The organism is Mycobacterium angelicum (genome assembly GCF_002086155.1).
In the GTDB taxonomy this organism is placed as follows: Bacteria; Actinomycetota; Actinomycetes; order Mycobacteriales; family Mycobacteriaceae; genus Mycobacterium; species Mycobacterium angelicum.
The window spans coordinates 1-13,602 of sequence record NZ_MVHE01000036.1 but is presented as its reverse complement, the minus strand read 5'-3'; the positions used below and the strand labels follow the sequence as shown (position 1 = coordinate 13,602).

The 13,602-nt window shown below is 66.8% G+C and carries 10 protein-coding genes; 4 read left to right on the top strand and 6 right to left on the bottom strand.

The genetic code is table 11. From position 1 onward, the window contains the following. Positions 1-2: 2 nt before the first annotated feature. Together BST12_RS18920 and BST12_RS18915 are read left to right on the top strand one after the other, a co-directional pair. Positions 3-233 (top strand): acyl carrier protein, encoded by a 231-nt coding sequence (locus BST12_RS18920; RefSeq protein ID WP_083114703.1) that lies wholly within the window; start codon positions 3-5, stop codon positions 231-233. Next, positions 215-4,327: an AMP-binding protein gene (locus tag BST12_RS18915; RefSeq protein ID WP_083114665.1), complete on the top strand. Its 4,113-nt coding sequence runs from the start codon at positions 215-217 to the stop codon at positions 4,325-4,327. Before BST12_RS18920 ends, BST12_RS18915 begins: the two co-directional genes overlap by 19 nt. Here the strand turns inward: BST12_RS18915 and BST12_RS18910 are convergent. Then, on the bottom strand, positions 4,296-4,973 hold the full coding sequence (locus BST12_RS18910; protein ID WP_170062155.1) for a DUF5134 domain-containing protein: 678 nt from the start codon (positions 4,971-4,973) through the stop codon (positions 4,296-4,298). The genes BST12_RS18915 and BST12_RS18910 overlap by 32 nt on opposite strands. A 109-nt stretch (positions 4,974-5,082) precedes the next feature. Here BST12_RS18910 and BST12_RS18905 point away from each other — a divergent pair, with 109 nt between their 5' ends. Then, entirely contained in the window at positions 5,083-6,996 is a 1,914-nt protein-coding gene (locus BST12_RS18905) for a cytochrome c oxidase assembly protein (RefSeq protein WP_245850431.1), read from the top strand. Here the strand turns inward: BST12_RS18905 and BST12_RS18900 are convergent. The 4 genes from BST12_RS18900 to BST12_RS18885 are packed head-to-tail and all read right to left on the bottom strand — an operon-like array spanning position 6,993 to position 11,488. Then, positions 6,993-7,211 carry a heavy-metal-associated domain-containing protein gene (locus tag BST12_RS18900; RefSeq protein WP_083114701.1) on the bottom strand — a complete coding sequence of 73 codons (219 nt, stop codon included), beginning with the start codon at positions 7,209-7,211 and terminating at the stop codon, positions 6,993-6,995. The two genes, BST12_RS18905 and BST12_RS18900, sit on opposite strands and share 4 nt — an antisense overlap. A gap of 21 nt (positions 7,212-7,232) precedes the next feature. Continuing rightward, the gene (locus tag BST12_RS18895; RefSeq protein WP_083114663.1) at positions 7,233-9,470 is read right to left on the bottom strand and encodes a heavy metal translocating P-type ATPase; all 2,238 of its coding nucleotides are present in this window, start codon (positions 9,468-9,470) and stop codon (positions 7,233-7,235) included. An 18-nt stretch (positions 9,471-9,488) separates the two neighbouring features. Further along, positions 9,489-10,910: an adenylate/guanylate cyclase domain-containing protein gene (locus BST12_RS18890; RefSeq protein WP_083114662.1), complete on the bottom strand. Its 1,422-nt coding sequence runs from the start codon at positions 10,908-10,910 to the stop codon at positions 9,489-9,491. A gap of 2 nt (positions 10,911-10,912) precedes the next feature. Continuing rightward, positions 10,913-11,488 (bottom strand): TetR/AcrR family transcriptional regulator, encoded by a 576-nt coding sequence (locus BST12_RS18885; protein WP_083114661.1) that lies wholly within the window; start codon positions 11,486-11,488, stop codon positions 10,913-10,915. Between the two features lie 154 nt (positions 11,489-11,642). On the opposite strand from BST12_RS18885, the gene BST12_RS18880 reads away from it, so the two are divergent. Beyond that, positions 11,643-12,512 (top strand): oxygenase MpaB family protein, encoded by an 870-nt coding sequence (locus tag BST12_RS18880; protein ID WP_083114699.1) that lies wholly within the window; start codon positions 11,643-11,645, stop codon positions 12,510-12,512. Positions 12,513-12,519: 7 nt separating this feature from the next. Here BST12_RS18880 and BST12_RS18875 read toward each other — a convergent pair. Beyond that, a partial coding sequence (locus BST12_RS18875) for a glycoside hydrolase family 183 protein (RefSeq protein ID WP_139801772.1) occupies positions 12,520-13,602 on the bottom strand: 1,083 nt, incomplete at its 5' end.

Here is a 13,602-nt window from a genome sequence, read left to right as displayed (position 1 = left end):
CGGTGCGGGACAAGGTCTTCGCCGCTGTCTGTGAGGTGTTGTACATCGACGAAGCGGATCTTGTCGACGGCGACGCGACCGATCTCAGGGACCTCGGGCTGGACTCTGTTCGGTTCGTGCTGCTGATGAAGCAGCTCGGGGTCGACCGGGAATCGGAATTGCCGTCCCGCCTAGCCGAAAACCTGTCGATTGCGGGCTGGGCTCGGGAGTTGGCGTGCAACGGATTCCGCTGAGTAGGTCGCAACAGAACATCTACCACGGGGTACTGCAGGATAGCGATCCCCAGCTGTATCTGATCGGCAAGAGTTATCGGTTCCATCCTCTGGAGCTCACGGCATTCCTGGATGCGCTGGCCGCGACCATCCTCGAGAACCCCGTGCACCTCTGTGTGCTTCAGGCTTCCGGGGCCGAAGGTGACTATCCGGAGCTGGTGGGGTCGTTGCAGTTCGGCGACATCGTGCGCGTGCGGTCCGACGATCGGTGCCAAACAGACCGCAATGAGCTCGTCGGCAACTGGGCGGCCGGGATTCTCGTCCAGCCACTCGCGCGTTATGCCGTGCGAACCGACCAGGACGGCCGTGTGTCGGGCCTGGACGTCTACACCCATCACATCCTGCTCGATGGCGGCGCGACGGGAATCGTGGAGGACGGCCTGGCCCGGCACCTCGCGGCCGGGAGCGCGCCCGAGAGCCTCTGTAGGGCAGCCGGACTGGCCAAGCTGGAGCAGGCGCATCGCCGTGAGTCGGCGAAAGTGCAGGATTCGCTACTGCGTCTGACCGATGTGGTGCAACGCGAGCTTGTCGACCAGGCGCGCGACGGCGACCACGCATCGAGCGAGATTACGGGGTCAGCGGCCAGGGGCGTGCTGTGCGAGTCAGTGCGACTCTCCGGCAATGCTTTTGACGCACTTGCCGGGCTTTCTGACGCCGAGCAGGTGCCGCTCAACGTGCTGGTTGCTACCGCCGCGGTTGCGGTGCACGCCAGCCTTCGGCAGCACACCACCAGCCTGCTCGTACACGCGGTGGACAACAGGTTCGGCGATCCCGAACTGAATGTTGCGACATGTCTGGTCAACTCGGTTGTGCACTCGGTGCGGTTTCCCGCGTTCGCCTCGGTGCGCGATGTCGTCCGAGTGCTTGACCGCGGCTATGTCAAAGCGGTAAGACGCCGGTGGCTTCGTGAAGAGCATTACCGCCGAATGTATTTGGCGATAAACCGTACGTCTGGCGTGGCGGCATTGACCCTCAACTTCATTCGCGAGCCATGCGCGCCGGGGCTGCGGCCGTTCCTGGCGCAAATGCCGGTTGCCACGGATATCGGGCCGGTCGAAGGCATGACGGTGGCGTGCGTTCTGGACGAAGGCCAGCGCACCCTCGACATCGGCATCTGGGACCGGGCCGATCTGCCCGCGACGACGACACCGCGTCAGGTCGCGCAGCGCATCGCCGCGGCGCTGGAAACGATGGCGACGATGTGGCAGCTGCCGATCGCCATGACCGTCGACGAGTGGATCGAGATCGGCCCGGAAGGTGCGTGTTGCCAGGCCGATTGGGCGGTCGCAGACGAGCCGCGGGCCCCCGCCTGGTTTCTGGATCCGGCAGTCGACATCCAGCTCATTCTCGCGCGGCGCCGCCACGTCTATGCATGGATCGCCTGGTTGGTGCGCAGCGGCGCGATGCCGGGCGATGTCGTGGTGTGCACCGACGACAACACCGACAAGACCGTCGACCTCCTCTTGGCGGCACACCTTGCCGGCTGCGGCTACAGCGTCTGTGACTCCGTCGACGAGGTGGCCGCACGCGTGGCGGCGCTTGGCGCGCGCGGAGTTTCGGCGCGCACGGTTGACGTCGCTGCCGCCCGCCTGGCTACCCGGTCCGACGAAGAGCTGCGGGCGCTGGCCGATGCGCGCATCGCCCAAGTGGCACAGGATAACTCGCTGGCCGGCAAGACCGCGTACGTCATGCCGACCTCGGGCTCGACCGGAGAACCCAAACTCGTTCCGATCCCTCACGGGTCGCTCGCCCTCTTCTGCGACGCGGCCGGCCGCGCCTATGGGTGGGGCCCGAATGACACCGTCCTGCAGTGCGCACCGCTGACGTCGGACATCAGCGTGGAGGAGATCTGCTGCGGCATGTTCTGCGGATCCGAGGTGATTCGCTCGGCGGCCACCCGCACGGGAGACGTGCAGGCACTGGCCCGAGATGTCGTCGCCAGCAAGGCGACCGTCGTCGATCTGCCGACCGCGGTCTGGCACCTATTGTGTGAAGACGCCGATGCCGTCTCGGCGCTCTGCCGCTCGGAACTCAGGCAGGTGGTCGTCGGCGGGGAAGCGATCCGGCCCAGCGCGGTCGACAAGTGGGTTGCCATTGCCGGAGACAGGATTTCGCTGTTGTCGAGCTACGGCCCGACTGAGGCCACCGTCGTCGCCACCCACGTGCCGATCGTCGGCGAAGGCGCCGTCGAACGGGAGGCTCGGCTCAGGCTGGGTCGGCCGATGGTGGCGAACACGGTGTTCGTCGCCTTCGGTGAAATCGTCATCGTCGGAAACCCGGTGGCCGCCGGCTATCTCGGCGCCGGCGGCGGCTTCGGCACCGTCACCGCCAGTGACGGCTCGCGACGCCGCGCCTTCGCCACAGCCGACCGAGTGACCTTTGACGGCAGCGGTTTTCCGGTATTCGCCGGACGCAGAGACGCCATCGTCAAGATCTCCGGCAAGCGAGTGGATACCGCCGAGGTAACCCGGCGCATCGCCGAGGACCCCGAGGTGTCCGATGTCGCCGTCGAGCTGCACGCCGGCCGTCTCGGGGTGTGGTTCGAAACCCCGCGGACTCGCCAGGATGCCGAGGACGATGCGGTGGCCGCGCGGATCAGGCGCAAGCTGGTGAGTCTGGGTGTGTCTTCGTTCTTCGTTGTGGCAGTGGCGAATATCCCGAGAAAGCCCAACGGCAAGTTAGACAGCGGCGGTCTGCACACCACATCCGGCGTCCCCGCCCCGCTGCGAGACGACGAGACGGACGCGACGGCGACAGGGCTCGCCGAAGTCTGGAGCCTGCACCTCGGCCGGACGATCCGGCCGGAATCGTCGCTACTCGATGAGGGGATCGGCTCGCTCGACCTGATCAGAATACTGCCCGACACGCGGCGGTACCTGGGCCGGCAACTCTCCATTCTGGATCTGATCAGCGCTGACACCGCTTCGAACCTGGTGTGCGAGTTGGGTTCTGGTGTGACAGCCGAGATCGAGGGCGATCTTGCGGCGCTGTCGCGGCCGCGGGCCCCGACGTTGCCGAACACCGGCGGCGGGCAGGCAATAGTCGTACTCGGCGCGTCCGGAATTCTCGGCACTGGATTCGCCCGAGCGGTGCTCGACCTCAAACATTCGGGGGCGCTGCTGCCGGACGTCGTCTTCGCCACCAGATCCTCGCTCCCGGAACGCAATCCGTGGACCGCACTCAACGCCCTCGACGGAGTTCGGGTCGTCACGCTCCCTACCGAACTCGGTGCCGCTGAACTGGACGCGTTACTAACGGATGCCGGAACCGTCATCAACTGCATCGGCAACACCAATGTGGTTGTGCCCTATCGCGAACTACGACCGGCGAACGTGGCGCTGGTCTCGGCGATTGCCGAGGCATGCGCCATCCGCGGTACGCGGTTGGTGCAGTTGTCGACCTTCGTCGTCAACGCGGATGTCAGCGCCCCGCGAGTAACCGATCCCCGTGAATCGCCGTATCCCTATGCGGCGTCCAAGTCGCTCGCGGAGCTGGTGGTAGCCACCGCGCCGATCGACTTCACCATCGCGCGCCTGCCGCGGGTACTCGGCGAGGACTACCAATTGCACGACTCCGCCGACGTTCTGGTCTCAGTCGTCGATGCCTGCATCGCGATGGGGGCCTATCCGGAGCTGACTTTGACCGAAGAGGTCACCACCGGCCGAGCGGCGGCAACCGCCATCTTGGGCCTGCTGCCGGAGGTAAGCGGTGGAGGTGAACTGGGCCGCGGCATCACCGTAGTTCACGGGCAGGCGCTGGCCTACGCGGAACTGCTCAGTGGCTACGGGCTGGACGAACTCGACGTCACAAAGTGGAAATGCCTACTGGATCAAAGCGATTGGGCAAAGCGCAACCCGCGCCGGTGGTCGGTGGTGGATGCGTGGGCCAGCTTGGGCAGGATGCTGGGGCCGCGCTCTTACGCCGAGCATTTGGCGCAATATCCCACCATCGACCTTGGCGTCGAACCTGTCGGTGCGCTCGTCGCGACCCCACTGTCGTTGCGGGAGCTGTTAACCCGCGGCCTCAGCCCTGCAACAGCGTCGTGCCGAACATGATCGCCATCGCGGCGGCCATCATCGCCTGAACCGCAGTTGCCAGCGACAGGCGCCGGCGCCGCCGGGCACCGCGTTGCGTGACGAACCAGTAGCTCCACGCCAGCGCGGCGCACACGAAGACGGCCGTCCAGATCCCGTTGCCGGCGTCGATCCAGCCCGGCCAATCGCCGGCGGCGTGCACGTCGGTCGCGGTCATCTCCTCGCCCGGCACCATGTGGTGATGTCCGTGGTGCTGCTCGGGGACGCTGACGTGGCCGGGCCGCAGCTGACCGTGCACGGCATACATCCAGGTCATCGCGAACATCGTCGCCGCGCCGTAGCCGCACACCAGCCGCTGGGCCAGCCGCCGTGCGGCAACCACAGCCGTCATGACAAACCACAGCCCACCGACCAGGAAAAAGGCCTCAGGCAGCTTCACGGGCAGCGCAAGCCCCTGCGGCCAGGCCATCACGGCCATCGCGATTGCCATCGCGACGTGCCAACCGTGGCTCAGCGCAGAAATCCACGAGCGGCGGTCGATGAGCACCAGGAATCCGGTGCCACTGAGCAGGGACAGGCCGGTGACCAGCCAACGAAGCGCTAGGTCAGCGATCACGTAATGGGCCTGCTTTCGCGGTTCGGATACCGTGCCGGGTACAGCGGTCACCAAGACTATGCGTTCGGTCGCTGACGCTGCACGGCCGTAAGCTGCAGGGGTGAAGAATGACCGGCCGGCCGAAGATGCGTCCTCGGCTGCGCACGTTGCCGGGCCCTCGATCGCGGCGCGGGTTGGTCTACTGGCTGGGTTTCTGGCCATCACGGCCGCCTTGGCCGGCTACGGCCTGGTGTCGGGGCCACGCCGCTTCGCCGAGGCCGGCAATCCCTACCCCGGCGCCTTCGTCGGCATCGCCGAACCGGTCGGGTACTTCGTCGGCTCCCTGCTGGGCGCAATCACTCTCGGCGCGTTGTGCTACGTGGTCATGACGGCACGGCCGCAGCAAGACGGCCTGATCGATCCCGCGGCCTTTCGCATTCACCTTGTGCTAGAGCGGGTTTCACCGGCGTGGCTGGTGATCGCCCTGGCGATGGTGGTGATTCAGGCATCGCACGACTGCGGAGTGCCGCCGGGGCGGCTGGTGTCCAGTGGTGCACTGCCCGACGCCATCAGTGCATCCGAGACCGCCCCGGCGTGGTGTCTGGTCGCTGTTTTTGCGCTGGTGGTCACGGTGACGATGCGGTTCAGCACGCGCTGGCTTGGTCACTGCGTGCTGCTGGTTCCCACCGCGGTCGCCGTCGTCGCCACGGTGGTGACCGGCAACCCCGGCCAGGGGCCCGACCATGACTACGCGACCAGCGCCGCCATCGTCTTCGCGGTCGCGGTGGCCCTGTTGACCGGACTGAAGATCACCGCCGCCTTGGCGGCCGCGACGCCCAACCGCGCGGTGCAGGTCACGCAGGTTGTCAGTGGGGCAGTGGCGCTGGTGTACGGTGCGGCGCTGCTCTATCTGCTGATCCCCGGCTGGGATCTCGGTTCGGATTTCGGCCGCCTCGGCATTGCCGCGGGCGTTCTGGTGACGCTGGTGTGGCTGTCCGACTGCTGGCGGCTGTTCGGCCGCTCGGCGCGCGCTGTTCCTGACGTCGTCGCGGCGCTGGCGATGATGGCCGCCGGGGCGGCGCTCGCGGGTATGGCCGTTACCACCGCGCCGCGACTGCTCACCCACCAGTTCACGGCGTGGGATGTGTTCCTGGGCTATCAACTGCCGCAACCGCCGACCGTCGTTACCATGCTTACCATTTGGCGCTATGACGGTTTCGTCGGAACGGCCGGCTTGGTTCTCGCGGTCGTCTACGTGGTGGGCTTCGTCCGGCTGCGGCGGGCCGGCAACTCCTGGCCGGCCGGTCGCCTGGTGTCATGGCTGATCGGTTGCGCAGCACTGGTATTCACCGCCAGCTCGGGTGTGCGCGCCTACGGCTCGGCGATGTTCAGCGTGCACATGGCCGAACACATGACGCTGAACATGTTCATCCCGGTCCTGCTGGTCCTCGGCGGACCGGTCACGCTGGCGCTGCGGGCATTGCCCGCCGCCGGTGAAGGTCAGCCACCCGGTCCGCGGGAGTGGCTGGCCTGGCTGCTGCATTCCCGGGTGACGACGTTCTTGTCGCACCCTGTCGTCGCGTTCGTCCTATTCGTGGGCTCGCCCTACATCGTCTACTTCACACCGATTTTCGATACCCTGGTCCGCTATCACTGGGGCCACGAGTTCATGGCCATCCACTTCCTGCTGGTCGGATATCTTTTCTACTGGGCCATCATCGGTATCGATCCGGGCCCACGCCGGCTGCCCTATCCCGGCCGGATCGGTCTGCTGTTCGCGGTGATGCCGTTCCACGCGTTCTTCGGTGTGGCACTTATGACCATGTCGACGGCGGTAGGCGGTACCTTCTACCGGTCGGTGAACCTGCCCTGGCTGGGCAGCATTATCGCCGATCAGCATTTGGGCGGCGGAATCGCTTGGACGCTAACCGAATTGCCGGTGGTCATCGTCATCGTGGCGCTGGTGACGCAGTGGGCGCGCCAGGATCGCCGGGTCGCGTCGCGCGAGGACCGGCACGCCGACAGCGACTACGCCGACGACGACCTGGAGGCCTACAACGCGATGCTTCGCGAGTTGTCGCGGATGCGCCGCTAACCCACTACCGAGAAGTTCCCGTCGCCGCTAAGGGCTGCCTGAACCTGATCGCGCGTCAGTTCGGTATCGGTCGAAATCCGTACTGTGGAAGTGCCATCGGTGTCCAGGTCGATGTCGACGGCGCTGACCGGCGGCAGGGCCAGCAACGCGTTGGTAATGGTCTCTACGCAGCCCCCGCAGCGCAGTCCGTCGACGGAGAAACTCTGTTCGGCCATCATCACATCCTTCGTCGCATCTTAGTGAGCGGCAAAAGTGCGGAGCCGCAGGCTGTTTGATACCACGAAGAACGACGAGAACGCCATCGCGGCCCCGGCGATCAGCGGGTTGAGCAGTCCCGCGGCGGCAATGGGTATTGCCGCGATGTTGTAACCGAAGGCCCAGATCATGTTCATCCGTATCGTCCGCATGGTGGCGCGGGCCAAGTCCAGGGCCTGCGGGACGATGTGCAGATCGTCTCGCACCAAGATGATGTCCGCCGCGCCGATCGCGACGTCGGTACCACGCCCCATCGCCAACCCGAGATCCGCCCCGGCCAACGCGGGGCCGTCGTTGATGCCGTCGCCGACCATGGCGACGGTTCGTCCCTGCGCGCGAAGTCGTTGGATCACTTCGACTTTGCCTTCCGGGAGCACATCGGCGATGGCGGTGTCGATACCGACCTGTGCTGCCACCGCATCGGCGGCGGCCTGATTGTCGCCGGTGAGCAGAATGGTGTGCAGCCCGCGCTCGCGCAATGCGGCGACGGCGTCAGCGGCCGAATCCTTGACGGTATCGGCGATCGCGACGGCAGCGCAGGCGACACCGTCGACCGACACGAAAACCACTGTTTCGCCGCGGGATTCGCCGTCGCACCGGGCGTATCCCAGCACCGCGTCGCCCGGCAGGTCTCGGGTTACCCAGGATGGCTTGCCGACCTCGACGCGGTGACCGTCCACGGCTCCGGACACACCGCGGCCGGCGACCGCAACGAACTCGGTGACCGCAGCCGGGTCCGCGCAAGCGGCGACGATCGCCGTCGCAACCGCATGCTCGGAGGCCGCCTCGACAGCGGAGGCCAGCGCAAGGACCCGCTGCGAATCCCAGCCGCTGATCGTCGTCACGTTGGTCACCGTCAGCTGCCCGACGGTCAGCGTGCCCGTCTTGTCGAACACCACGGTGTCGATGCCGCGGATCGTCTCCAACGCCCGGTAGCCCTTGATGAAGATGCCGAGCTGCGCGCCCCGCCCGGAGGCGACCATCATGGCCGTCGGGGTGGCCAGCCCGAGCGCACACGGGCAGGCGATCACCAGCACCCCGAGCGTCACCGAGAAGGCGCGATCCGCGCCGGCGCCGCTGACCAGCCAGGCCGCGCCGGCGGTCAACGCGATGGCGAAGACCACTGGCACGAAGACGGCGGAGATCCGGTCGGCGAGCCGCTGGGCGCGGGCCTTCTGGGCCTGCGCCTCCTCGACGAGCCGGACCATTGCGGCGAATTGCGTATCGGCGCCGACGGCGGTCGCCTCGATGATCAGCCTGCCGTCCAGCGCGACGGTGCCACCCACCACGGCGGCGTCCGGACCTACCCGCACCGGTTTGGCCTCACCGGTCATTGCGCTCATGTCGATGGCCGCAGTGCCGTCCAGGACGACGCCGTCGGCGGCGATGGTCTCGCCCGGGCGCGTCACGAAGCGCTGTTGCTTTTTCAGTTCGGCGGCCGGGATCACCAGTTCGGCCCCGTCGGGCAGCAGCACCGTGACGTCCTTGGCGCCCAGCGCGGCCAGTGCCCGCAGCGCGCCGCCGGCCTTGGACTTCGCGCGGGCCTCGAAGTAGCGGCCGGCCAGGACGAAGACGGTGACTCCGGCGGCGACCTCGAGGTAGATCGAGTCGCTGTGCAGGATCGCCTGCCAGATGCCGTTTGTCGGCCGCGGCTGCCGGGGGGCCAACACCGTCGACAACGACCAGATGGTGGCCGCCACAATGCCCACCGAGATCAGCGTCTCCATGGACGCGGTGCGATGGCGCGCGTTACGCAGCGCAACGGAGTGGAACGGCCAGGCGGCCCAGGTCACGATGGGCGCGGCCAGGGCGGTCAGCACATAGCCCCAGCCGGCGAACCTGGCGCTGGGCACGATGGCGAACATCGTGGACAGGTCGGCCAGCGGCACGAACAACACCGCCGCGACCAGCAGCCGCCGCAGCAGACTGCGAGCGTGCGCGGCGTCGGGATCCCTGGCTTCCCGGGCGTCTGAGGCCGTGCGCGGGGCCGCTTGGTATCCGGCCTTCTGCACCACCTCGCACAGTTGGTCGACGTCCATGTCGACGGCGTCGATGGTCGCCAGCCGGGTGGCGAAGTTGACCGATGCGCGCACGCCCGGGACCTTGTTCAGCTTGCCTTCGACGCGGCCGGCGCAGGCCGCGCAGGACATGCCCGAAACTTCCAGCTGGACGCGGCGCGCCGAGGCGAGGTGGGAGTCCTCTACAAGCGGCGCCGTCACGGCTCTCCTCAGATCGGCTTATTCGGTACCGCCAGGGTACCGGCGCAGCTCGGCCCGATCGCCGGCCGCGTCTGCTCTGCTCAGCGCATATACGCGCCAGCGGCCGGGCACGCCCTTGAGTTCATGCTCGCCACGTTCGGCGAATCGGTGCCGCGAGCCGGTGACGATATCGCGCACCGTGGCGGACACCAGCACCTCGCTGGGACCGGCCAGCGCCGAGACCCGCGCACCGATGTGCACGGCCATACCCGCAACGTCGCTCTTAAGGGCACCGCGTATCTCGACCTCGCCGGCATGAATGCCGACCCGGACCTCGATGCCGAGTACGTGAACCGCGTCGACGATGGCGTCGGCGCACGCGATGGCGGCGCTGGGGCTGGTGAACGTCATGACGAAGCCGTCACCGGCGGTGTTGACCTCGCGGCCGCCGAAGCGCTGGATTTCGTGCCGGACCAGGTTGTCGTGGTTGTCGAGCAGGTCGCGCCAGCGTTCGTCGCCGAGGGTGGCCGCACGCCGGGTGGAGCCGACGATGTCGGTGAACATGATCGTGGTCAGCACCCGCTCGGCCTCGCCGCCGCCCCGGACGCCGGTGATGAACTCCTCGATCTCGTCGAGCATGGCCGCGGTGTCGCCGACCCAGTACAGCGCGTCGGACCCGCCCAGCTCGACGAAGCGCGCTCCGGCGATGTGTTCGGCGAGGTAGCGACCATGCGCGCACGGGACGAACCGGGTGTCGTCGCGATGCAGGATCAGCGTCGGCGCGGTGATCCCGTCCAGGCAGTCGCGCGCATCACAGTTGCGCACGGCACTGATGAAGCCGCGAGCCATGCTGGGCGAGGCGGCGCGGTTGCCGGCCAGGTCCCACCATGAGCGGAAGGCGTCATCATCGACGACGCTGGGCGCGAGAATGCCGAGCACGTCGAAGCCTCGTTCGACCGCGTCCGGCTCGGTCCCGATGTTGATGAAGGGATCGGCGATCTCCGGCTGGGTTCCGATGTCGTAGTCGGGCGCCCACAGCGTTCGCGCCGAGCCGTTGACGATCACCAGGCTGCTGACCCGTTCGGGGTATTCGGCGGCGATAACCAGAGCGGTGGTCGCGGTGAACCCGGACCCGAGCAATGCGGCCCGCTCGCAGCCCGCGGCGTCCATCACCGCGATCGCATCCTCGGCCCAGGACCGCGGCCCGAGCAGGTCGAGGGAGGGAACCCGGGACGACAGGCCGACGCCGCGATGGTCGAACCGGATCAACCGGCTGAAGGACGCCAGCCGCCGGTGAAAGCGGTACATCGAGGGCTCGGCGTCGATCGTGTCCACCGGGATTGACGGGCCGGGTACGACAAGCAGGTCGATGGGACCCTCGCCGAGAACCTGGTAGGCGATATCCAGGTTTAGTTCGGGGTCACCGCACCTGGCGTAGCGAGTTCTCGGGGCCTGCGCCACGGTTACAGGCTAATGATCGGAACCAGATACCTCGCGGCGTATGCACGCACGGCCGCCTGATCAGAGGTGTCGAGGCGGTCGGTGGGGAACATGATGATGCCGACGGCGACGCGCAGCAGGATGTCGGCGACGTTGGCGAGGTCGGCGTCGGCGATCTCGGCGCCGCAGCGGCGCAGGGTGTGGGCGATGCCGTCGGCGAATTGGGTAATCGGGAACACGTGCGAGCTGGAGAACAGGCCGAAGAGCTCGGGTTCGCTTTCGGCGATGCGCGAATACAGCGGCGAATCCTGGATCAGGCGCACGCCCAGGGCGAATGCCTCGACGACCGCCTGGCGGGCCGATCGGTTTCTAGTGGCCTGGTCCAGGGTGGCGAAGAACCGTTCACCCTCGCGCCGCACGACCTGTGCGAACAGCTCGTCCTTGGTGGGAAAGCGGCGGTAGATGGTGCTGCGGCTGACACCGGCGCGTGCGGCGACGTCTTCGATGTTGGCCCGGCGCACACCGTAGGTTTCGAAGACCGCGCGGGCGGTGTCCAGAATGCTTTCGTCGAGATTGCCGTCAGGGCTGCGGTCTGGCATCGATCAACGACCCCCACGGCAATCTGGATGCAACCTGCTAGGCTGGGCTGGGTTGGGCTGGAACAAAGATACGCTTTTGTTCCACTGTTTCACAACGGGTGGGGAGTTGGCGGTGACGGCTGAACTGAGTTTCGACACCGGCGTGCGCGAGGCCATGCCGATGCCCCTCGACGATCGTGACGACGCGGACGTCGCCCGGCTCGGTCCCGGCTCGCTGATTTGGAAGTTCTACGGCGACAACCGCACTCAGCTGTTCGGCTTCCAGCGGGTGGCCGGCACCGAGAACTGCATCGAGCAACTCGCCCAGGGCGTGTTCGACCACTCGGTGATCTTCAGCGACACCTTGGGCAGGGCCAAGCGCACCGCGCCACCGCTGATGAAGACCATCTACTCCGACGACCCGCACAAATGGGGCCGCACGGTCCGCGATTTCCACAAGCCGATCAAAGGCACCATCGGCGACGGGTCCAGGTACCACGCTTTGAACCCGGAGTTGTTCTATTGGGCGCACGCCACATTCGTCGATCAGGTCATCTACAACACCGACATGTTCATCCGGCGGCTGTCGCGCGCCGAGAAGGAGCAGATCTTCGCCGAGAGCAAGGTCTGGTACGGCCTCTACGGCGTCAGCGACCGCGGCCAGCCGCAGACCTACGACGAGTTCGTCGCCTACTGGGACGGCATGCTCGACCGGTTCGTCCCGCACAAGACCGTGCTGTACGGCACCGGATACCTGCGCAAGGGCATACCCGGTCCCCGCCAGGTGCCGGGACCGATCTGGCGCATCCTGTCCGCACCGCTGAACGCATACGCCCGCTTGGTCGTAGTGGGCACGTTACCGCCGCAAATGCGCGAGGTGTGTGACCTTGCCTGGAATGCCAAGCGGGAAAAGCGATTTCAGCGCTTTGCCGCGGCGATGCGCGCCCTGAATCCGTTGATCAGCCGCCTTCCCCTGCGGCTGATCTACACACCCTGGGCGGCCGACGCGTGGGTCCGGTCCGGCGTCGACCCGCGCCGCGCATAGCGCCGCGCTACGGCAACACGGTGTGCATCAGCATCACGTTGTAGGCCGACCACAGCGACAGATTGAAGTACACGTCCTTGCCCGTCGACCAGGGGTGCATCATCGGCGCGTAGATGCCGCCGGGCATCTGCCACGACGACACCAGCATCGTCTCCGGGCTCCACGGTCCTTGCGGCGACGGCGCCGTCCTGCCGACCACGTCGTTGGCGCCGTTGGTGTACATCACCAGATACTGCTTGAGATAAGTGTTGTACTGGGCTGACATTTCGCCGACCGGGCCGGGGATGACCGGGGTGGCCGCCGCCGGCTTGTTCGGCACCCAGGAATTCGAATCTCCGTTCCAGTACTCGTATTTGGTGAGATCGGGCACGAACCGTTGGGGCACCCGTGCCAGGAACGCCGAACCGCCGCGCCCGGGTGGGGTGCCGAACGAGTACAGGTAGCCGTCACTGGATTTCAGGAACGCCCCCATCTGGAAATTCTCGTTGCCCTCAATGAATCTGGCTCTGCCGCTGTCCGGTCCGGACGCGCGGATGGTGTTGGGATAGACGCCCCAGTTCTGGCCGTTGTCGTTGGATACCGCGATGCCCGAGTAGTTCGTGGTCCATTCGCCGTCGCGGCCCCAGTCCCTGATGGACATGAAGTTGACGTATTGGGTTTTGCCGACGGAGACGGCGGCGGTCGGGATGATGCCGTCCTCTTTCGGCGCCCACTTGATGCTGCTGATCAGCTGCTTGGCGAAGCCGGCCTGGCGCATGGGCGATCCGGAGAATCTGTTGGCGGGGTCGCCGGGGGTCACGTTGATTCCGTCGCCCAGATCGCGGTCCTGGCTACGGAACAGTACGTTGTACCGCCATTGATGTTCGTTGACGGCGCAGTAGCCGAAGGTATCGCCGAAGATCATCAGCGCCTGGTGGTTGGCGGGATCGCCGTTGTCCCAAAGGATTCCGAGGTCGGTGCCAGAGACGCCGAAGCGGTCCAGGGTCTTGTTCGGGCTGTCGGGCCCGGTTACCCACTCGGCGAGCGACGTCGTTGATCCACCCAGGCCGGGGCCGCCGTCCGGTGGCGGCGGCGGGGCCGGCGGGGCCGG